The organism is Nocardia sp. Marseille-Q1738 (genome assembly GCF_965283145.1).
Genome location: NZ_CBDIMS010000001.1, coordinates 1133804 through 1152861 on the forward strand (window position 1 = coordinate 1133804; position 19058 = coordinate 1152861).

20 protein-coding genes are annotated in these 19058 nt (G+C 68.7%); 9 read left to right on the forward strand and 11 right to left on the reverse strand.

All coding sequences use genetic code 11. The annotated features are described in order from the left end of the window. Positions 1-22: 22 nt before the first annotated feature. Genes ACWPXK_RS05180 through ACWPXK_RS05195 form a run of 4 tightly spaced genes read right to left on the reverse strand, consistent with a single transcriptional unit; the run spans position 23 to position 4651 of the window. Positions 23-1054, reverse strand: a complete 1032-nt coding sequence (locus ACWPXK_RS05180; RefSeq protein ID WP_454194827.1) for an acyl-CoA dehydrogenase family protein — start codon at positions 1052-1054, stop codon at positions 23-25. Continuing rightward, on the reverse strand, positions 1051-2193 hold the full coding sequence (locus ACWPXK_RS05185; RefSeq protein WP_454194828.1) for an acyl-CoA dehydrogenase family protein: 1143 nt from the start codon (positions 2191-2193) through the stop codon (positions 1051-1053). Before ACWPXK_RS05185 ends, ACWPXK_RS05180 begins: the two co-directional genes overlap by 4 nt. Beyond that, the gene (locus ACWPXK_RS05190; RefSeq protein WP_454194829.1) at positions 2193-3098 is read right to left on the reverse strand and encodes an enoyl-CoA hydratase; all 906 of its coding nucleotides are present in this window, start codon (positions 3096-3098) and stop codon (positions 2193-2195) included. Before ACWPXK_RS05190 ends, ACWPXK_RS05185 begins: the two co-directional genes overlap by 1 nt. Continuing rightward, entirely contained in the window at positions 3098-4651 is a 1554-nt protein-coding gene (locus ACWPXK_RS05195; RefSeq protein ID WP_454194830.1) for a FadD3 family acyl-CoA ligase, read from the reverse strand. The genes ACWPXK_RS05190 and ACWPXK_RS05195 overlap by 1 nt, the downstream gene beginning before the upstream one ends. 84 nt (positions 4652-4735) lie before the next feature. Between ACWPXK_RS05195 and ACWPXK_RS05200 the strand changes: the two genes are divergently transcribed. From ACWPXK_RS05200 to ACWPXK_RS05220, 5 genes are all read left to right on the forward strand, one after another. After that, positions 4736-5944: an acyl-CoA dehydrogenase family protein gene (locus ACWPXK_RS05200; protein WP_454195456.1), complete on the forward strand. Its 1209-nt coding sequence runs from the start codon at positions 4736-4738 to the stop codon at positions 5942-5944. Then, positions 5941-6738: an SDR family oxidoreductase gene (locus ACWPXK_RS05205; RefSeq protein WP_454194831.1), complete on the forward strand. Its 798-nt coding sequence runs from the start codon at positions 5941-5943 to the stop codon at positions 6736-6738. The genes ACWPXK_RS05200 and ACWPXK_RS05205 overlap by 4 nt, the downstream gene beginning before the upstream one ends. A 212-nt stretch (positions 6739-6950) precedes the next feature. Next, on the forward strand, positions 6951-7730 hold the full coding sequence (locus tag ACWPXK_RS05210) for a hypothetical protein (protein ID WP_454194832.1): 780 nt from the start codon (positions 6951-6953) through the stop codon (positions 7728-7730). A 34-nt stretch (positions 7731-7764) separates the two neighbouring features. Beyond that, positions 7765-8382 carry a TetR/AcrR family transcriptional regulator gene (locus tag ACWPXK_RS05215; protein ID WP_157172145.1) on the forward strand — a complete coding sequence of 206 codons (618 nt, stop codon included), beginning with the start codon at positions 7765-7767 and terminating at the stop codon, positions 8380-8382. A gap of 10 nt (positions 8383-8392) precedes the next feature. Continuing rightward, positions 8393-9586, forward strand: coding sequence for an acetyl-CoA C-acetyltransferase (locus ACWPXK_RS05220; protein WP_454194833.1), 1194 nt, complete (start codon positions 8393-8395; stop codon positions 9584-9586). A gap of 104 nt (positions 9587-9690) precedes the next feature. Here ACWPXK_RS05220 and ACWPXK_RS05225 read toward each other — a convergent pair whose 3' ends face one another. Together ACWPXK_RS05225 and ACWPXK_RS05230 are read right to left on the reverse strand one after the other, a co-directional pair. Beyond that, a complete protein-coding gene (locus ACWPXK_RS05225) occupies positions 9691-10164 on the reverse strand; it encodes a YbhB/YbcL family Raf kinase inhibitor-like protein (RefSeq protein WP_454194834.1) in 474 nt (157 codons plus the stop codon). 296 nt (positions 10165-10460) lie between these two features. Further along, entirely contained in the window at positions 10461-11036 is a 576-nt protein-coding gene (locus ACWPXK_RS05230; RefSeq protein ID WP_454194835.1) for a TetR/AcrR family transcriptional regulator, read from the reverse strand. A 78-nt stretch (positions 11037-11114) separates the two neighbouring features. Here ACWPXK_RS05230 and ACWPXK_RS05235 point away from each other — a divergent pair, with 78 nt between their 5' ends. Then, positions 11115-11900, forward strand: coding sequence for an SDR family NAD(P)-dependent oxidoreductase (locus ACWPXK_RS05235; RefSeq protein ID WP_454194836.1), 786 nt, complete (start codon positions 11115-11117; stop codon positions 11898-11900). A gap of 3 nt (positions 11901-11903) precedes the next feature. Here ACWPXK_RS05235 and ACWPXK_RS05240 read toward each other — a convergent pair whose 3' ends face one another. The 4 genes from ACWPXK_RS05240 to ACWPXK_RS05255 all read right to left on the reverse strand — a co-directional run bounded on the left by ACWPXK_RS05240 (position 11904) and on the right by ACWPXK_RS05255 (position 15449). Then, the gene (locus ACWPXK_RS05240; protein ID WP_454194837.1) at positions 11904-12989 is read right to left on the reverse strand and encodes an NAD(P)H-dependent flavin oxidoreductase; all 1086 of its coding nucleotides are present in this window, start codon (positions 12987-12989) and stop codon (positions 11904-11906) included. After that, complete coding sequence (locus ACWPXK_RS05245; protein ID WP_454194838.1) at positions 12986-13744, reverse strand: CoA-transferase subunit beta; 759 nt, start codon at positions 13742-13744, stop codon at positions 12986-12988. The genes ACWPXK_RS05240 and ACWPXK_RS05245 overlap by 4 nt, the downstream gene beginning before the upstream one ends. Continuing rightward, positions 13744-14619, reverse strand: a complete 876-nt coding sequence (locus ACWPXK_RS05250) for a CoA transferase subunit A (RefSeq protein WP_454194839.1) — start codon at positions 14617-14619, stop codon at positions 13744-13746. Before ACWPXK_RS05250 ends, ACWPXK_RS05245 begins: the two co-directional genes overlap by 1 nt. 65 nt (positions 14620-14684) lie before the next feature. Further along, complete coding sequence (locus ACWPXK_RS05255; protein ID WP_454194840.1) at positions 14685-15449, reverse strand: enoyl-CoA hydratase family protein; 765 nt, start codon at positions 15447-15449, stop codon at positions 14685-14687. 62 nt (positions 15450-15511) lie between these two features. Here ACWPXK_RS05255 and ACWPXK_RS05260 point away from each other — a divergent pair, with 62 nt between their 5' ends. The 3 genes from ACWPXK_RS05260 to ACWPXK_RS05270 all read left to right on the forward strand — a co-directional run bounded on the left by ACWPXK_RS05260 (position 15512) and on the right by ACWPXK_RS05270 (position 18021). Beyond that, on the forward strand, positions 15512-16294 hold the full coding sequence (locus tag ACWPXK_RS05260; RefSeq protein ID WP_454194841.1) for an SDR family oxidoreductase: 783 nt from the start codon (positions 15512-15514) through the stop codon (positions 16292-16294). 42 nt (positions 16295-16336) lie between these two features. After that, positions 16337-17248 carry an SDR family oxidoreductase gene (locus tag ACWPXK_RS05265; RefSeq protein WP_454194842.1) on the forward strand — a complete coding sequence of 304 codons (912 nt, stop codon included), beginning with the start codon at positions 16337-16339 and terminating at the stop codon, positions 17246-17248. Between the two features lie 374 nt (positions 17249-17622). Then, a complete protein-coding gene (locus ACWPXK_RS05270) occupies positions 17623-18021 on the forward strand; it encodes a hypothetical protein (RefSeq protein WP_454194843.1) in 399 nt (132 codons plus the stop codon). 426 nt (positions 18022-18447) lie between these two features. On the opposite strand, the gene ACWPXK_RS05275 is transcribed toward ACWPXK_RS05270, so the two are convergent. Continuing rightward, a complete protein-coding gene (locus ACWPXK_RS05275; RefSeq protein ID WP_011207048.1) occupies positions 18448-18864 on the reverse strand; it encodes a helix-turn-helix domain-containing protein in 417 nt (138 codons plus the stop codon). Positions 18865-19058: the final 194 nt, after the last annotated feature.

A 19058-nucleotide genomic window follows, 5' to 3' on the forward strand; every position in this document is an offset into this window, starting at 1 on the left:
TGCCGCCTCCGGGCCTGACCGGTCATGCGATTCCTTCCGCGGCAATGTCCCGCTCGGCCTCGTCGCGCAGCGCGCGGGCGATCCGCGAGCGGTGCAGATCCGTTGTGCCCCACGCCGAACGCAAGGCCGTCACCTTGGTCAGCCACAGCGAGAGGTCGTATTCGGCGGTGTAGCCGATGGCGCCGTGCACTTGGAGGGCGGCGCGGGCCGCGCGGTAAGCCGCGGCGCCGCAGGCGATCACGGCGGCCGACACGTCCCGGCCACGGGTGGGTCCGGTCATGGTCAGCGCGGCGCGGTAGAGCAGTGGCTCGGCCAGATCCAGCGCGATCAGCACGTCGGCGAGCTTCTGTTTCACGGCCTGGAATTCGCCGATCGGCTTGCCGAACTGTTTGCGCTGCTTGGCGTATTCGGTCGAAGCGTGCAGCAGCGCCCGTCCAGCGCCGAGCAACTGGGCCGCGCAAGCCAGCACACCGGTATCGAATCCCGCGGCCGCGGCCTCGCGGACCTGTTCGCCCTCGGCGACGGGGTCGTCCGCGGTCACGGTGAACAAGCGACGTGCCGGATCGACCGACCGCGTCAGGCCGGTGCGGTGCCCGGTGTACAGCCGCGTTCCGTGGGCCAGGAGTACGACGTCGGCGGTGTCGGCGTCCAGCGCGACGCCGCTGCGACCAGGCGCTTCGAACGCGACAGTGCCCAGCGCCACGCCCCCCGCGAAGCCCGGCAACCACCGCGCGGCCAGGCTCGGGTCCGGAAGTGCCTGCAGCAGTGCGGGGATCGCGGCGGCCGTCTCGACCAGCGGCCCCGGCACGGCCGCGCGTCCGATCTCTTGGAAGGCGACGACCAGATCGATCGGCTCCGCGCCGAGGCCACCGTGCCGCTCCGCGACGGCCAAGCCGAGCACACCGGCTTCGGCCAGCTGCCGGATCAGGGCGCGCCCCGGTCCGGGATCGCCCGATGCCCAGGCCCGCACCGCGGCGGGCGTGCGGCCCGAGTCCAGCAGTTTGCGCAGGCTGGCGCCGAAGTCGAGTTGTTCGGGGCTGAGCGCGAATCTCATCGGCTGCTTCCTCTCGGTAGTCCGAGCAGCCGCTCGGCGATGATGTTGCGCTGGATCTCGTTGGTGCCCGCGTAGATCGGGCCGGACAGCGCGAACAGGTACCCATCGGTCCACGGGCCGCAGCGCTCGGCCGCCGCGCCGAGCACCTCGAGTGCGGTCTCGTGCATGGCGATGTCCAGTTCGGACCAGAACACCTTGGTGATCGAGGATTCCGCGCCCAGCTTGCCACCCTCGTCGAGCCGGGTGACCGTGCCGAAGGTGTGCAGCCGGTATGCCTCGCTGCCGATCCACGCGTCGACCACCGCGTCGCGCTGCGCGGTGTTGTCCTGGTCGCCGGTGTCGAGCCACAGATCGATCAGCCGCCGCGCGGTGGCGCTGAACCGGCCAGGGCTGCGCAGCGAGAGGCCGCGTTCGTTGCTGGAGGTGCTCATCGCCACCCGCCAGCCCTCGCCGGGCGCGCCGATCACGTCACGATCGGGCACGAAGACGTCGTCGAGGAAGATTTCCGCGAAGCCGGGCTCGCCGTCCAGCTGTGGGATCGGGCGCACGGAAACGCCGTCGGCGCTCAGCGGGAACATCACATAGGTGAGACCCTTGTGCCGCTCGGCTGCGGGGTCGCTGCGGAACAGCCCGAACGCCCAGTCCGCGAAGGCGGCGCGCGAGCTCCACGTCTTCTGGCCGCTCAGCAGCCAGCCGCCGGTGGTGCGCCGAGCGGTGGAGCGGATGCCGGCCAGGTCGCTGCCCGCCTCCGGCTCGGACCACGCCTGCGCCCAGATGTCGTCGCCGCGCGCCATCCGCGGCATGATCCGTGCGAGCTGCTCCGGCGTGCCGTGCTCGAAAAGCGTCGGGGCCAAGAGGAAGATGCCGTTCTGGCTGACCCGCCCCGGCGCGCCCGCCGCGTAGTACTCCTGCTCGAAGAGCACCCATTCCAGTAGCGAAGCGTCGCGTCCGCCGAACTCCTCGGGCCAGGCGACCACCGAGAGCCGGGCGTCGGCGAGGGTGCGCTCCCATGCGCGGTGCGCCTCGAATCCGGCCTTCGTGTCCATCGAGGGCAGCGGCTTCGCGGGTTTGCTGGCGGCCAGGAATTCGCGGACCTCCCGCTGGAATTCCCGCGTCGCCTGGTCGAGATCCAGATCCACTACGTCGTTCCGTTCTGTTCTGCGGTGCTCGCGGAAGCCTTCATCGACTTGGCGTTCATGCCGCCCAGCGAGTCGTTGCCGACTTCGGCGTTGTGCGCGTGAGCGAAGTGGTGCAGACCGAAGACCGAGTCCATGCCCGATCGCATGCCCATCAGGTCCTCGGCCTGGTTGACCGCCTTCTTGGTCAGCGCGAGACCGAATTGCGGCATGGTGGCGATCTTTTCGGCCAGCGCCAAGGTCTCGGCCTCGAGCTCGGCCCTCGGCACCACCCGGTTGACCATGCCCCACTCCTTGGCCTGGGCCGCGCCGAACCGGTCGCCGGTGAACAAGAACTCCTTGGCCGCGCGCGGTCCCATCACCCACGGGTGCGCGAAGTATTCGACGCCCGGAATGCCCATGCGGACCACCGGATCGGAGAAGAACGCGTCGTCGGAGGCGATGATCAGATCGCACACCCAGGCCAGCATGAGCCCGCCCGCGATGCAGGCGCCCTGCACCATGGCGATGGTGGGCTTGGGAATCTCCCGCCAGCGACGGCACATGCCGAGATAGACCTCGAGCTCCCGCGCGAAGCGCTGATCGCCGCCGACCCGGTCGACGTGGTCCCACCACAACGCGGCCTTGTTCTGGTATCGCACGTGATGGTCGCGGCCCGGCGTGCCGATGTCGTGCCCGGCGCTGAAGTGCTTTCCGTTGCCCGCCAAGACGATCACCCCGACCTCGGGATCCTCCACGGCGCGCTCGAAGGCGGCGTCGAGCGCGTAGGTCATCACCGAGTTCTGCGCGTTGCGGTAGTCCGGCCGGTTCAGCGTGACGATCGCGACGCGACCCCGTCGCTCGTAGGTGACCACCTCGCCCTCGTCCGGGATGGCCGGACCCTCGTTCGGGGTTGCCGGTTGTGACATCAGGACTTCTCCTCACGTAGTTGACGCTTGAGCACTTTTCCGGCGGCGCTGTAAGGCAGCTGGTCGCGGAATTCGACGAACCGCGGCACCTTGAAGTTGGCCAGCACGGTGGTGGCGTGGGCGAGCACCTCGTCCTCGGTGAGCGCCGAACCCGGCCTGCGCACCACGTACGCCTTGCCCACCTCGCCCATCCTGCTGTCGGGCACCCCGATGACGGCGGATTCGGCCACGCCCTCCAGCCGGGCCAGCGCCTGCTCGATCTCGGCCGGATAGACGTTGAAGCCGCCGGAGATGTACATGTCCTTGAGCCGGTCGGTGATCTTCAGGTACCCGCGCTCGTCGATCGTGCCGACGTCGCCGGTGTGCAGCCAGCCGTCGGCGTCGATGGTCTCGGCGGTGCTGTCCGGGTCGTCCAGGTATCCGAGCATGACGTTGGGTCCGCGCAGCAACACCTCGCCCGCCTCGCCGAGCCGCAGTTCGAAATCCGCGATCGGCCTGCCGCAGGTGTTCGCGATGGTCTCGGCGTCGTCTTCGGCGCGGCACATGGTGCCGAAGCCGGCGGCCTCGGACAGGCCGTACGCGGTGATGACGACATCGAAGTCGAGTTCCGAGCGCATCCGCTCGATCAGCACCACCGGTACCGTCGCCGCGCCGGTGACGGCCACCCGCAGGCTGCTCAGGTCGAACGCGTCGCGGTCGGGGAAGTCCAGCATCGTCTGGTAGATGGTCGGCGGGCCGGGCAGGACGGTGACTTTCTCCGCGCCGATCAGCCGCATCGTCTCCGGCACGTCGAAGGTCGCCTGCGGGATGATCGTGGCTCCGGTGACCAGGCAGGCGAGAATTCCCGCCTTGTAACCGAAATTGTGGAAGAACGGACTGATCACCAGATACCGGTCGGCACGGCGCAACGTCGCGCATTCCGCCCACGCTCGCACCACCGCGAGCGCCTGCCGGTGCGCGACCAGGGTGCCTTTGCTGCGGCCGGTGGTACCGGAGGTGAACAGGATGTCGGAGATGTCGTCCGGGCGCACCGCCGCGGCGCGGTTCTCCGCCTCGGCCACGGTGACCTGTTCGGCGACGATCGCGAGTTCCGACCAGTCCAGCGCGGCGATATCCGTGTTCTCCGTACCCGGTTCGACCGGAATCACCACTACCGTGTCGATGCCGAGATCCGATGCGGCAGCGCGCAATTCCTCGAGCCGGTCGCGGCCGAGGAAGCTCCCCGCGATGAACAGCGCCTTCGCGCGCACCCGGCGCAGGACGTCGGCGGCCTCACCGGCTACATAGCGGGTGTTCAACGGCACCAGCGCCGCACCGGCGTAGTGCGCGGCGAGCGCGGCGATCACCCAGTGATGGGTGTTCGGCGCCCAGATGGCCACCCGGTCACCCACCCGCACGCCGCGCGCGATGAGCGCCCGAGCCACGTCTTGGACCGACTCGAGCAGATCGGTCCAGTCCAGCCGGACCGCGCCATCCGCGACCGCGGGGGCGGTCCCGAACGTGCGCGCGGCGTGATGCAGTGCCATCGGTGTCGTCTGTGCAGGGGTTGTCACGGTTGTCCTTACCGTCCGCGAGCTAGTTATGCGCGCGCTCTACAAAGCAAGTGCTTGGTAGGTTATCCTACCGGCGTGGGTGCGATCCAGACCTCAGAATCCGACACCGCCGCGCCGGACGGGCGGTTTTCCGCCGCGCAGGACGCGCGATTCGCCGCCGAAGTGCGCGAGTGGCTGGAGGAGAACCTCAACGGAGACTTCCGCGCGCTGCGCGGTCTCGGCGGCCCGGGCCGCGAACACGAGGCGTTCGACGAGCGCCTGGCCTGGGACCGGCATCTGGCCGCCGCGGGATGGACGTGCCTCGGCTGGCCGAAGGAATACGGCGGCCGCGAGGCCACGGTGCGGCAGCAGGTGATCTTCCACGAGGAATACGCCAAGGCCAACGCGCCCGCGCGGGTGTCGCACGTGGGTGAGGAACTGCTCGGCCCGACACTGCTGGCCTTCGGCACCAAAGCGCAGAAGGATCGGTTCCTTCCCGGCATCCGGACGGTCAGCGAACTGTGGTGTCAGGGCTATTCGGAACCCGGCGCGGGCTCGGACCTGGCCGCGATCACCACCTCGGCGCATCTGGATGGCGACGAGTGGTCGATCAACGGGCAGAAGATCTGGACGTCGCTGGCCCACGTGGCCGACTGGTGCTTCGTCGTCGCCCGCACCGAACGCGGCTCCAGCCGCCACAAGGGCCTCTCCTACCTGCTGGTTCCGATGAAGCAGCCGGGTATCGACGTGCGTCCGATCGTCCAGCTCACCGGGACGTCGGAATTCAACGAAGTCTTCTTCGACGACGCCCGCACCGCCGCTGACCTGGTGGTGGGCGAACCGGGTGACGGCTGGCGGATCGCCATGGGCACGCTCACCTTCGAGCGCGGCATCTCCACCCTCGGCCAGCAGATCCGGTTCGCCCGCGAACTGGCCGACATCGAGGCGCTGGCCCGCCGCACCGGCGCGGCCGACGACCCGCTGATCGCCGACCGGATCGACCGAGCTTGGGTCGGACTGCGGGTGCTGCGCGCGCACGCCATGCGCACGATGGAGGGCGCGGGCGTGGACGACGGCGGCGGCCAGGCATCGGTGGCGAAACTGCTATGGGCCAACTGGCATCGCGGACTCGGCGAGTTGGCGATGGCCGTGCTCGGCGCCCGCGGCCTGGTGGCTGGGGAGAACGATCTCAACGAATGGCAGCGGTTGTACCTGTTCACCCGCGCCGACACCATCTACGGAGGTTCGAACGAAGTGCAGCGCAACATCATCGCCGAGCGCGTGCTCGGACTGCCGCGCGAGGCGCGCCCGTGACGGGCCCGCTGTCGATCGCCCCCGCGCCCGTTCCCGGGCACGGATTGCTGACCGGGCGGACCGCCGTGATCACCGCCGCCGCGGGCACCGGCATCGGCTCGGCCACGGCGCGCAGGCTGCTGGCCGAGGGCGCGGACGTGGTGGTCTCGGACTGGCATGAGCGGCGGCTGGCGGAGACGGCCACCGAACTCGCCGCCGAGTTCCCGGACCGGCGGGTCGCCTCGATCGTGTGCGACGTGCAGAGCACCGAGCAGGTGAACGCGCTGGTGCGCGGCGCGGCCGAGATCGTCGGCCGGATCGACATCATGGTCAACAACGCCGGGCTGGGCGGGGAGACGCCCGTGGTCGACATGACCGACGAACAGTGGAGCCGCGTCCTTGACATCACGCTGAACGGCACGTTCCGCTGCACCCGCGCCGCACTCGGCTACTTCCGCGAGGCGGGCCACGGTGGCGTGATCGTCAACAACGCCAGCGTGCTCGGCTGGCGCGCGCAGCACGGCCAAGCGCATTACGCCGCGGCGAAGGCGGGCGTGATGGCGCTGACCAGGTGCAGCGCGATCGAAGCCGCCGAACTCGGCGTCCGGATCAACGCGGTGGCCCCCAGCATCGCCAGGCACGCTTTCCTCGACAAGGTCAGCTCCACCGAACTGCTGGACCGATTGTCCGAACGGGAGGCGTTCGGCCGCGCTGCCGAGCCGTGGGAGGTCGCCGCGACGATCGCGATGTTGGCCAGTGACTACACCTCGTACCTGACCGGCGAGGTGGTCTCGGTCAGCAGCCAACGCGCCTGAGCCGCCTGGGTTTCCGCGGCTGTCCGCCCGGTTCGTTCGCGTACGATCGCGCGGACGGGCGCGTCCGGCGACCATCGAGCAGCCGCTTGCTCGGTGCCGGTGCGGTGATCCGCGCGCCGTAGTGCGATCGCCTTCCAGCGTCGGGCACAGTGCGCGGAAATAGGCGGCTGATCAGGTGGAAAAGCGCGAGCCGGACAGCGCCGGGGTGTGCCATGCTGGATGGGATCGGATCCGCGCTCTGCAAGGGGGCGATGGCTATGGGCCTGGATCGCCCACCTGCCCGCGAACAACTGGAACTCGACTTGGTCCGCGACGTCGTGCTGGCCCGGCGGCGGCTGGACAGCCTCGTACTTTCGGCGCTCACCCTCGGCGCCGAACTCATCGAGCACACCTCCGAACGCGCGGTCGCGATGGCGGCCGCGCGCATTCTCGAGCAGCACGCCGTCGACGAGGGCGAAGTCGCGCGCGACCCACGCGGCGCGTTGCGCACGGATCTGGCGCGCGATCGAGAGCGCGCGAGGCGCATCGGACTCAGCTCCCCGCCGGGCCGGTTCGAAACCGAGGACGAGCGGCGCAGACAGCGCCAGATGGCTCTGCTGGGTGAGGTGCGCGCGGACCTGCTCGCGGTGCTCGCGAAATGCCGCAAGTCCCGTTTCGATGGGGTGACCTTCGCCGATGAGATCGCCCAGGGTCTGTGCGCGGCCACGGACAAGCTCGTGATCGGCGCCGACATGGACACCTATCGCGCTTGGCAGCGCGGCATGGTGCTCAAGTTGAGCGAGGAACCGGTCCCCGGCGGTCCGCCGCGGGTGATGGCCACCGTGGACGCCGGACCGGACCGTGGCCAGCTCACCGTGGAATGGGACAGTTGCGAGCGCCGTCTCGCGCTGGTCGCGCGGATGGCGCGTGCGGGCGTCTCGCCCGTGGTGATCTGCGATCGACTGCTCGCCGACCTCTCGGTTTCTTCCCCGCTGCGCTACTCGGCGCGCTGAACGCCACTCGACCAAGCAAATGCTTGGTTGTATGATGGGCCGCGTGACCGCACCAGACGCCTCGAAATCAGCACGGCGCAGCGAGCTGCTCGCCCTTGCGGCCGAATTGTTCGCCGAGCGGGGATTGCGCGCCACCACCGTGCGTGACATCGCCGACGCGGCCGGAATCCTATCGGGGAGCCTCTACCACCACTTCGATTCCAAAGAGTCGATGGTGGACGAGATCCTGCGCGGCTTCCTGGACGACCTCTTCGGCCGTTATCGCGAGATCGTGGCCTCCGGACTGAGTTCGCGAGACACCTTGGAAGCCTTGGTGCTCGCGTCCTACGAGTCGTTCGACCGCTGGCATGCCGCGGTCGCGATCTACCAGGCCGAGGCGAAGCGGTTGCGCACCGCCGAACGGTTCACCTACATCGCCGACTACAACCGCGAATTCCGTGAACTCTGGCACCGGGTGCTGACCAACGGCGTACAGGACGGCAGTTTCCGGCCGGAACTCGACGTCGAACTGGCCTACCGGTTCCTGCGCGACACGGTGTGGGTCGCGGTGCGGTGGTACCGGCCCGGCGGGCCCATCACCGTCGACAACCTCGCCAAGCAGTACCTGACCATCGTGCTCGACGGGCTCACCGTCCCCGAGCGCACCACGTAGGAGTCCTTACATGTCAGCACCTTCCGCGTCCCGTCGTCCGTATGCCCCGCTGCGGGACGCCTACGTGATCGATGCGGTACGCACCCCGGTCGGCAAGCGCGGCGGCGCACTGGCGGGCGTGCACCCCGCCGATCTGGGTGCGGCCGTGCTGCGCGGCCTGCTGGACCGCAGCCCGATCGACCCGGGGGTCGTGGACGACGTCATCGTGGGTTGCGTCGACAACATCGGTCCGCAGGCGGGCAACATCGGCCGCACCATGTGGCTGACCGCGGGTTACCCCGAAGAGGTTCCCGGTGTCACGGTGGACCGGCAGTGCGGCTCCAGCCAGCAGGCGATCAATTTCGGCGCACAGGCCATCATGAGCGGCACCGCCGAAGTGATCGTGGCCGGCGGCGTGCAGAACATGAGCGCGATCCCGATCTCCGCGGCCATGCTCGCGGGCAAGGAATACGGCTACGACTCGCCGTTCGTCGGCGCGGAAGGCTGGGACCACCGCTACGGCACCGGCGAGGTCTCGCAGTTCCGCGGCGCGGAGTTGATCGCCGAGAAGTGGGGCATCAGCAGGGCGGACATGGAGCGCTGGGCGCTGCGCAGCCACGAACGGGCCCGCGACGCGATCAAGAACGGCCGCTTCGACAACGAGATCGTTCCGGTCGGCGACTTCTGGATCGACCAGGGCCCCCGCGAGACCAGCCTGGAGAAGATGGCCGGGCTGCCGCCGCTGGCCGAGGGCAGCCCGCTCACCGCGGCGGTAGCCAGCCAGATTTCCGACGGCGCCAGCGCCACCCTGCTCGCGTCGGAGTGGGCGGTGCGGGAATACGGCCTGACGCCGCGGGCGCGCATCCACCATGTGAGCGCGCGCGGCGCCGACCCGATCTTCATGCTCAGCGCGCCGATTCCGGCGACCAAGTGGGCTCTGGAGAAATCCGGGCTCACCATCGACGACATCGATGTGGTCGAGATCAACGAGGCGTTCGCGCCGGTGGTGCTGGCCTGGTTGAAGGAGACCGGCGCCGATCCGGAGCGGGTCAACGTCAACGGCGGAGCGATCGCCCTCGGCCACCCGCTCGGAGCGACCGGCGCAAAGCTGTTCGCGACCCTGCTCAATGAGCTCGAGCGAATCGAGGGCCGCTACGGCCTGCTGACCATCTGCGAGGGTGGCGGCACCGCCAACGCCACCATCATCGAGCGCCTGCCCCGCTGACCAGAGACAGGCGAGCGGCACGTCAGCGCTCGGCCTGCGTGCCGCTTCGCCGACCCGAGGCGAGCCGACCTCGACCGCTGGCGACACCCGAATGGGACGTCCGGTCAGGCCGGGCCGGTGTCGACGGTGTAGGTGCCGACCAGCTGGCCGCTGCCGACGCTTGCTTCCTCGATCGCGGATTTCGCCTGAGCCACGGGTGTTTTCGAGCTCAATGAAACCGGATGTGACAGGGCATGGACGATGAATCGGTAGTGGTGCACTCCGGTCCCGGTGGGTGGGCACGGTCCGAAGTAATCGGCCAGGTCCGCGCTGTTGAGGCTGACGACACCGCCCTTCGGTGTCTGCCCCTCCTCGCTGAAGGTCGTGGTCGGCGGGATGTCGCTGACCACCCAGTGGGTGAACAGCCCGATGGGTGCGTCCGGGTCGTCCATGATCAGGGCGATGCGGACGGCTGAGTCCGGAACGCTCCAGGTCAGGGGTGGCGGCCGGTTCTTTCCGGTGCACGAGTAGACCTCCGGAATGGGTGCGCCATCGGCGAAAGCGCTACTGCTCACCGTGATCTCGTTCGTCGCAGGCATCGTGGCCTCCGCTCGAGTGGTAGTGGTCGAGTCCTTACGATTCGCCGGTATCGCCACATGCCGCGACCGACGCCTGCGCCGGCACGGCGGAGACAGGCGAGACCGGTATGCGGTTATGGATCAAGATTAGGCCGCCGATTCCCCGTCAACCAGGTATCGGCGCTCGGTGCGCGGGTCTGAGCGACGGCGGGTATCGGTGCGGCAGGTGGCGGTGAGTATGTTCGGCGGCGCCGCAAGCCCCGGGGCGGGGAGATATCGCGCGATGTCCGGATCCGCGGGATGGATGCCGCCGATGGTCACGGTAGGTCGGCGAGGGCTGCGACGACTGCCCAGGCGTCGGCACGTGGTTCCGATGTCCAAGGGGCCGTGGGTTTGTGGATGCGTAGCGAGACCACTCCGTGCAGGGCGCACCACACACGCAGCGCGAGGTCAGGGGACTTCTCGGCGGCGGGTAACAGATCGGCGAGACGATCCAGCAGATCCAGTCCGGGCCCGATGCCGGGCTCGACCGGGGGATCGGGTCGTTCGAACAGCAATTGGTAGGCGCCGGGATGATGCTCGGCCCACGTGAGATAGGCATCGATCAACGAATGCAGCCGGTCGGCGCGGGTGCCATTGGACATGTCCGCGGCGTCCAGCGCCTGCCGCAGCCGGCCGAACAATTCCTCGGTAACTGCATAGTTCAGCGCATCCTGAGACGGGAAGTGCATGTAGACCGCACTAGGCGCGACACCGCAGGCCCTGGCGATGGCCCGCAGTGACGGCGTTGGCAACGACTGCGGTTCCAGCAGCAGCTCGATCGCGGCGGCAACCAACTCCGCGCGCAGCCGCTCGCCCTCGCCACGCGCTCGTCGCTGGCGTGTATCGGTCATCGAGCCTCCCTTGACACTGATCACTGAACAGCTGTTAAGTATAGCTAGCTGAACACCTGTTCACCTTCAGGAGGCGACATGAAGAACTGGGATGGCGCGACCGCGGTCGTGACCGGTGCGAGTAGCGGGATCGGCGCAGCGTTCGCTACGGCCTTGGCCGAAAGACGCTGCAACCTGATCCTGGTCGCCAGGCGCGAGCATCGGCTGCGCGAGCTGGCGACAGACCTCGAACACACCTTCGGTATCCGGGCTCGAATCGTCACCGCCGACCTTTCGATCCCCGCGGACGTCGAGCGACTCGCCGCCGTGCTGAGCGCGGAAGACAACCCGATCGACCTGCTGGTCAACAATGCCGGTTTCGCAACCCACGGCCTGCTCGCCGACCACGACCCTGCGCGATTGCGCGAGGAGATCGCGGTCAACATCACCGCCGTCGCGGAACTGACCCGAGCGGTACTGCCGGAAATGAGGCGGCGCGGCCACGGAGCGGTGGTCAACATCGCCTCCACCGCGGCGTTCCAACCGATCCCGTTCATGGCCGTCTATGGCGCGACGAAGGCGTTCGTGCTCTCGTTCACCGAGGCGCTGTGGGGCGAACTCGAAGGCAGCGGTGTCACCGCGCTCGCCGTATGCCCCGGCGCCACCGACACCGAGTTCTTCGAGGTGGCGGGCGAAGCCGCCAGCGTCGGACGACGGCAGACATCGGCGCAGGTGGTGGCGACGGCTCTCGGCGAACTCGACCGCCGCAACCCCCGGCCGAGCGTGGTATCCGGGCTGGCGAACGCGGTGTCCGCGCGTCTGCCGCGGTACCTGCCGCGCCGCACCACGATTCGCCTGACCCGTGGACTGGTCGCCGCGAAATGAGGACTAGATCCTCGTCGAGTTCGCCCCGTCGGGAAGCGCGGCGAGCACACCGATCCGCTCGACCGCGTCGGTGACGATCCGCTCGATCAGCTCCTTGCAGGTGGGCAGGTCGTCGATGATCCCGGTGACCTGCCCCGCGGCGAGCACACCCGCCTGGGTGTTGCCTTCGACCAATCCGGCGCGCAGCAGCATCGGGGTATTCGCGGCCATCACGACCTGCGACCAGCTGAGGTCCTTGGTCTTTCGCATGGCCAGGCCGTCGCGGATCATGGTGGACCACTTCATACCGGTCATGCTCTTGAACCGGGCCGCGTTCGCGACCGCCGCGGTGAGCCCGCGCCAGCGGCCCGAATGTTCCAGGTGCTGTACCAGTTCGGTGTTCAGCACTCGATGCGGCATGCCGTCGACCTTCACCGACACCACCGTGTCCTGCAGCTGCCTGCGCAGGTACTCCTGTTTGACGGCGTCCGGGACCGTGCTTTCCTGGGTGAGCAGGAACCGGGTGCCCATCGCGATACCCGCCGCGCCATAGGCCAGGGCGGCGGCCAACCCGCGGCCGTCGAAGAACCCGCCCGCCGCGATCACGGGAATGTCCACCGCGTCCAGCACGGACGGCAGCAGCAAGGTAGTGGCCACCGGGCCGGTGTGCCCGCCGCCTTCGCCGCCTTGCACGATCACCGCGTCCGCGCCCCAGGACGCCACTTTGACCGCGTGCTTGGCCGCACCGATCGACGGGATGACCACCACGCCCGCGTCTTTCAGCTTCGCGATCAGATCCTGTTTGGGCGCGAGCGCGAACGAGGCGACCGCCACTTTCTCCCGGATCAGCAGATCGATTCGCTCCGGCGCGTCGGCGGCGTCGGCCCGAATGTTGACGCCGAACGGTTTCCCGGTGTGCGCCTTGGTCTTCGCGATGGCCGCCTCCAGCTCCGCGAATGTCATGGTGGCGGAGGCGAGAATGCCGAGCCCGCCCGCTTCCGCCGTGGCCGAGACCAGCCGCGGACCCGCCACCCAACCCATGCCGGTCTGCACGATCGGGTGTTCGACGCCTACCAGATCGGTCAGCGCGGTGCGCAGGTGTGCGGTCATGACGGGACCTCGCTTTCGCGAACCTTCTCGGGGTCGAGTACCTCTCGGATCAACCGCAGTTCTTCGGCGGTCGGCTCGCGCGTCTCGTCCGCCTCGGCGAGCCCCGCGATTTCGAAGGAGGTGTTCTCGGCGACCTCGTCGGCGGTGACGCCGGGGTGCAGGCTGCGGGCGCGCATGGTGTGGCCGGGACCTTCGAAATCGAAGACACCCAGGTTGGTCACCACGCGGTGCAGGTGATGGAAGCGGTAGGCGGGGTTGGCCGGGTCGACCTTGTCGTATCCCACACCCGAGACGATGTCGACTCCGTCGGTGAACACGCGCCTGGAGTGTCGCGGGACCCAATAGCTGGTGGCGTGATTGATGGTGTTGCCCGGCGCGCCACGCACCCCGAACATCTGCCGGGTCGGCTGCTGCAATGGGCCGAACGCCGAAAGGTTCTGATTGCCGAAGCGGTCGATCTGGTTGGCGCCCATCACCACGTGCCTGCGCCCGGAGGCCACCACGTCGAAGACCTTCCGGAACGGAATCCAGCCCTCGATCGGTGCTTTCCCGCCCAGCGGGGGAGTCTCGGCGAGCAGAAGCGCTTCGCCGTCCGACAGCAGCAGATCCGGTTCGGTGGTGAGCTTGGCCAACCGGGCGCCGAGGATGGACATCGGCGACATCGGACTGGCCATGATTTCCCCCGCGCCGCGGAAGATCTCCGCGCAGGCGACCGCGCACACCTCGGCGCGGGTCACGATCTCGGTGCTGGTCATCACGCCTCCTCGGCGAATCGGCGGACGGCGGCCTGGTACTGCTCCTCGGACCCGGCCAGATAGGTATCGACGAACCGCCGCCACGCTTCCGGCGTCTTGGCGGACTCGACGTAGTGCTTCTGGAACTTCTCGTCCCGGCCGTAGCTGTCCGCGGCGAGGGTGAAATGCGCGCCGCCCGGAGCCTCCACCACGCCGTCGACCATCATGCGATTGAGTAGCAGCGCTTGTGGTGGAACGGTTTTCACCAGTTCGTCGGTCTCCACCACCCGTTCCACCGAGACGTAACGTCGCTGCGCGGCCAGGCAGAAGAGGTCGTCGAAATACGGGTCGACGCCGGTGTAGGCGGCGTTGCCGTGCGGGTCGCCGAGGTTCAGGTGCACCAGCGCCGCATCGAGGCGCAGCGCCGGCATGGCGATCAGCGTCTCCGGCCCGCCGTCCACGGGGTAAGGCGATTCGACCGTCTTCAGCTCGCCCTCCCAGAAGTTCGGGACGTCCGATCCGAGACCGGCTCGGATCGGCAGGAACGGCAGCCGCGCCGCGGCCGCCTCCAGGCCGCACTTGAGCATGCCCTCGTCCATCTCGCGGGCGACCAGCGCGCCGGAGGTCCGCGCCGCGGCGAACCATGGGTCGTAGAACGGCGGCGAATCCAGCGACACGAAGCCGTAGTACGCCTTGCGTACCTTGCCCGCCGAGCACAGTAGCCCGAGGTCGGGGCCGCCGTAGCCGACCACGGTCAGATCCGTCAGGTCCGACCGCAGGATGGCCCGCACCAGCGCCATCGGCTTGCGCCGGGAACCCCAGCCGCCGATGCCGATGGTCATCCCGCTGCGCAGTTCGCCGACGACCTCGTCGAGCGACATCCGCTTGTCTCGCATCCCTTTTCGCTCCCTATCCGATGGGCGGCCCGCGGCCTCCCGGCCCGCCGCCCGCACCGTTGTGTTCACTGCCCGGCCTTGCGCGCCGCGAGATCGTCGTCGAACCGGGCGCGGATCTCGTCGGCGACGCCGGCGAGGTTGAGTTCGAAGGTGAAGCCCTGCTCGTACCGGTAGCTGCGGTGCACGTCCTGCACGTCGATGCCGTTCAAGGCCCGCTTCGCCGCCCGGATCACCCGGCCGTCCTTGGCCGCGATGTTCTCGGCCAATTCCACGGCCGCCGCGTCGAGTTCGGCGCGCGGTACCACCTGGTAAACCGAGCCGTAGTGGTGCAACTGCTGCGCGGTGATGGTGCTCGCGGTGTAGAACAGCGCGCGCATCAGGTGCTGGGGCACCAGGCGCGCCAAGTGGGTCGCCGCGCCGAGCGCGCCACGGTCCACCTCGGGCAGGCCGAACGTGGCGTCGTCGGAGGCGATCACGATGTCCGCATTGCCCACCAGCCCGATACCACCGCCCAGGCAGAAGCCCTGCACCACCGCGATGACCGGCACCTGGCACTCGTAGACCGCGGCGAAGGCCTCGAAGCAGCCGTGATTGGCGTCGATCAGCGCCTGGTGGCCGGGCTTGCTCTGGATCTCCTTGATGTCCACGCCCGCGTTGAAGCCACGGTTCTCCGCACGCAGGACAACCACTCTGGTATCCGGATCGCGGCCCGCCGCGCGCACTGCGTCGGCGATGGCGAACCAGCCCTCGGTGGGGATGGCGTTGACCGGCGGGTAGTCGACCGTGACCACGGTGATGCCGGTGGATTCGGAGTGGCGGTTGATCCCCATCGCAAGTCCCATCGTGTGTGAACGCATTGGCAAAGCAAGCAGTTGCTTGGTAGGTTAGCACGGTGGCACTCGAAATCGATCTCGCCGGACGCGTAGTTCTGGTGACCGGCGGTGTTCGCGGCGTCGGCGCGGGCGTCAGCAAGGCGTTCCTGGCGGCAGGTGCGACCGTTGTCGCGTGTGCGCGGCGGCCCGCCGACGTTCCCGTCGAGGTCGACGGTCGTGCGATCGACTACCTGCCGTGCGATGTCCGGGACGCGGACGCCGTCGGTGCGCTGATCGAGACGATCACCGAGCGCCACGGCCGCCTCGACCATCTGGTCAACAACGCGGGCGGCGCGCCCTTCGCGCTGGCTGCCGAGGCGGGCAAGAACTTCCACGCCAAGATCGTCGAACTGAATCTGCTCGCGCCGCTGCTGGTGGCGCAGGCCGTCAACGCGGTGATGCAGCGCCAGCGAGAGGGCGGCTCGATCGTGAACGTCTCCAGCGTCAGCGGGCACCGTCCGTCGCCGGGTACCGCGGCCTATGGCGCGGCCAAGGCGGGCATGGACAGCCTCACCGCCTCGCTCGCCGTCGAGTGGGCGCCGAAGGTGCGGGTCAACTCGCTGGTGGTCGGGCCGGTCCACACCGAATTGAGCCACCTGCATTACGGCGACCAGGACGGCGTAGACGCGGTCGGCCGGACCATCCCCTTGGGTCGCCTGGCCCGCCCCGAAGACATCGGCCGCTGCGCCGTCTTCCTCGCCTCGCCGCTGGCCGGCTACGTCAGCGGCGCGACCCTGCTGGTGCACGGCGGAGGCGAGCGACCCGCCTTCCTCGCCGCCTCCACCGCGGAGCAGCAGTCCTGAACAAACCGGACCCGAACCCGACCACCCACGAAGAGGACACACATGGACACCGACCAGATCTGCGCCGGGCGCGTCGTCATCGTCACCGGAGCGGGCCGGGGCATCGGCCGCGCGCACGCCCTCGCCTTCGCCGCGGCGGGCGCCCGCGTGGTGGTCAACGACATCGGTTCGGCGCTGGACGGCGCGGCCACCGCGGAGACGCCGGCGCAGCAGGTGGTCGCGGAGATCGAGGCGCTCGGCGGTGCCGCCGTGGCCAACGGTGACGACGTCGCCGACTGGGCAGGCGCCCGCAGGCTGGTCCGCCAGGCCGTCGACACCTTCGGCAAGCTGGACGTGCTGGTCAACAACGCCGGTTTCGTGCGCGACCGGATGCTGGTCAACCTCAGCGAGGAGGAGTGGGACGCGGTGATCCGCGTGCACCTCAAGGGCCACTTCGCCACCATGCGGCACGCGATCGAGTACTGGCGGGCGGAGACGAAGGCGGGCCGTCCGGTCGACGGCCGCATCATCAACACCAGCTCCGGGGCGGGTCTGCAAGGCAGTGTGGGGCAAGGAAACTACGGCGCGGCCAAGGCGGGTATCGCGGGCTTGACGCTGACTGCCGCCGCCGAATTCGCCCGCTACGGCGTCACGGTGAACGCGATCGCCCCGGCCGCACGCACCCGGATGACCGAGACGGTGTTCGCGGAGACGATGGCCAAGCCGGACAACGGCTTCGACGCCATGGCCCCGGAGAATGTGTCTCCGCTGGTCGTGTGGCTGGGCAGCACGCAGTCGGCGGCCGTGACCGGGCGGATGTTCGAAGTCGAGGGCGGCAAGGTGGCGCTGGCCGACGGATGGCGGCACGGCGTCGCCGTCGACCGCGGCGCCCGTTGGAATCCGGCCGAACTCGGACCCGTCGTGGCCGATCTGATCGCCAAGGCGGCGCCGCCGGAGCCGGTCTACGGCGCCTGACCGGCACAGCCCCTTCCGGGGGTGCGGTTGCGGCTGGGTTTACTATGGGCACCCATCCGTTGGAAGTCCCGTGTGAGAGTGGCGACCGGGCAGAGAACTGCGCTTCAACTGATGAGGGAAGGTTCGGCGCGCATGGCCGTAGGTCGCACATTCCGTGTGCTGGCGGTAGCCGGAGCCGTCTTGGGCTCAGCGCTGCTCGGCGGCCCGGTAGACGCCCACGCCCAGCCTTCCTGCCCTTCTTGCGTCGCTGATCCCGCTCCGCCGCCCCACGACGGGGACGCTACCTCGTATCCGCTGACGGTGCCGTGGGAGCGATCCGGGATCAGCGCGGTGCCCACCAATCCGGCGGTCGGCCCGGTTCCAGGCGGCAGCCGATGAGCGAGAGTACGACACGCACTGGCTTGCGGTCCTACCGCGGGGCAGCGGTCGACGCGGTATGCGCGGTGGCGGCCGACTTCGACGCGACCACGCTGGACGAAGTGGTGCTCGCCATCGCCGGTGAACGGCGGCACGAGATCGAAATCGCCAGTGCCCGATCGGCACCGGGCGGTGCGGGCGCGCGTGCTGGTCCGCGAGACCCGCGTGCTGCACCGGACCATGGTCGGGCGTTTCCCCGAGGTGCTCGCGCACGAACCACCCCGCAGCTCGAGGCTTCCGACCGGGTAGCGCAGATCATGGACGCGCTGTACCTGCACTCCGGCGGCGTCGTGCTCGCGGAACTCGCTTCCCCGCCCGCCTCGGCGGCGGAGCGGGCCGACCGGGTGGCGCGGTGACGCGCAATCCGGCGGGGAAATCGTGGTTGACGCCCGGTGGATAGCTCCGCCGGAAGGCATTAGTCCGCGCGGATGGGTCCAGGCCATCGCCAGGGCCTATACGGCGGTGGCTTCCGCGCCTGCTCGAAATTGAGCGCACTCGCGCGCACACGATCGGTCCGATGCAATAGTGCGCGACCGGTCGGCTATTCGAACGAACCGGCGCCGCTGGGAATCCGGTTCGGCGCGAACGAGGAACGCCGAACGGCATCGAAAACCGTTATACACGCCGGTGATCCCGACGACATCGCATACCGGAGCGCGGTCGTGCCCTTATTTCTTCGGGCACGACCGCGGCGCCGATTGTGTGCTGCACGTGCGCTTGCACGTGCATAACGCAACACAGTGCGACCCGGTGGGCCGCACTGTGTTGCCGTGCAAGAGAACCTATTCGGTGCCGTCCGGAGGAATTTCGGGCAAGCCTTCGCTGGCCCGCAACTTCTCCGCCATGGACGTGAGCAGGTTCTGTGATTCTTCGGACAAGTCGAACGCCCTACTCGACAGCCGTCGCAGTCCGTAGCCCTGCAGCTGGGACAGCAGCTCCAGATCGTGATCGATCTTGGCGGCATAGATGTCGTTGAAGAAGTAGTCCGGCTTGACCTTGAAGAACTTCGCCAGGGCGGCCACCGTCTCATCGGACGGGTTCGTCCGTTGTCCCGACCGCAACTGCGACAGGTACGGTTTCGAGATCGGATGTCCGGAGGCCGTCAGCGCCGCCGCAACCTCCGCGTTGGTGTGCGGCTTACGCCCCGGGGGATGCACGGTTTCGAACAGCTTGTTCAGCCGCGCCGCGAAATCAGCCATTGTGAGCCGCCCAATTCCCTTCGCTGTACTAACAGTCGTTATCTCGGATACGTATCATTGATATTAGCGGCTCAGTAACTGAAAACCTACGCCTGATTCCGGATTTCCTTGAAGCTTCTAGGTCGGATCGCGGCTAAGGCACTGGGACGGTTGCGTTTGCGGGTCACCCCAACGGCTCTCGAGAACCCCGGGTA

Excerpts from the sequence above, each read along its gene's own strand:
- ACWPXK_RS05215 (WP_157172145.1), top strand. The coding sequence starts at position 7,765 with ATGGGCCGCGTGACCGCACCAGACGCCTCGAAATCAGCACGGCGCAGC.
- ACWPXK_RS05230 (WP_454194835.1), bottom strand. The coding sequence starts at position 11,036 with ATGACCGATACACGCCAGCGACGAGCGCGTGGCGAGGGCGAGCGGCTG.
- ACWPXK_RS05240 (WP_454194837.1), bottom strand. The coding sequence starts at position 12,989 with ATGACCGCACACCTGCGCACCGCGCTGACCGATCTGGTAGGCGTCGAA.
- ACWPXK_RS05270 (WP_454194843.1), top strand. The coding sequence starts at position 17,623 with ATGAGCGAGAGTACGACACGCACTGGCTTGCGGTCCTACCGCGGGGCA.
- ACWPXK_RS05190 (WP_454194829.1), bottom strand. The coding sequence starts at position 3,098 with ATGTCACAACCGGCAACCCCGAACGAGGGTCCGGCCATCCCGGACGAG.
- ACWPXK_RS05235 (WP_454194836.1), top strand. The coding sequence starts at position 11,115 with ATGAAGAACTGGGATGGCGCGACCGCGGTCGTGACCGGTGCGAGTAGC.
- ACWPXK_RS05220 (WP_454194833.1), top strand. The coding sequence starts at position 8,393 with ATGTCAGCACCTTCCGCGTCCCGTCGTCCGTATGCCCCGCTGCGGGAC.
- ACWPXK_RS05225 (WP_454194834.1), bottom strand. The coding sequence starts at position 10,164 with ATGCCTGCGACGAACGAGATCACGGTGAGCAGTAGCGCTTTCGCCGAT.
- ACWPXK_RS05250 (WP_454194839.1), bottom strand. The coding sequence starts at position 14,619 with ATGCGAGACAAGCGGATGTCGCTCGACGAGGTCGTCGGCGAACTGCGC.
- ACWPXK_RS05180 (WP_454194827.1), bottom strand. The coding sequence starts at position 1,054 with ATGAGATTCGCGCTCAGCCCCGAACAACTCGACTTCGGCGCCAGCCTG.
- ACWPXK_RS05265 (WP_454194842.1), top strand. The coding sequence starts at position 16,337 with ATGGACACCGACCAGATCTGCGCCGGGCGCGTCGTCATCGTCACCGGA.
- ACWPXK_RS05275 (WP_011207048.1), bottom strand. The coding sequence starts at position 18,864 with ATGGCTGATTTCGCGGCGCGGCTGAACAAGCTGTTCGAAACCGTGCAT.
- ACWPXK_RS05255 (WP_454194840.1), bottom strand. The coding sequence starts at position 15,449 with ATGGGGATCAACCGCCACTCCGAATCCACCGGCATCACCGTGGTCACG.
- ACWPXK_RS05210 (WP_454194832.1), top strand. The coding sequence starts at position 6,951 with ATGCTGGATGGGATCGGATCCGCGCTCTGCAAGGGGGCGATGGCTATG.
- ACWPXK_RS05245 (WP_454194838.1), bottom strand. The coding sequence starts at position 13,744 with ATGACCAGCACCGAGATCGTGACCCGCGCCGAGGTGTGCGCGGTCGCC.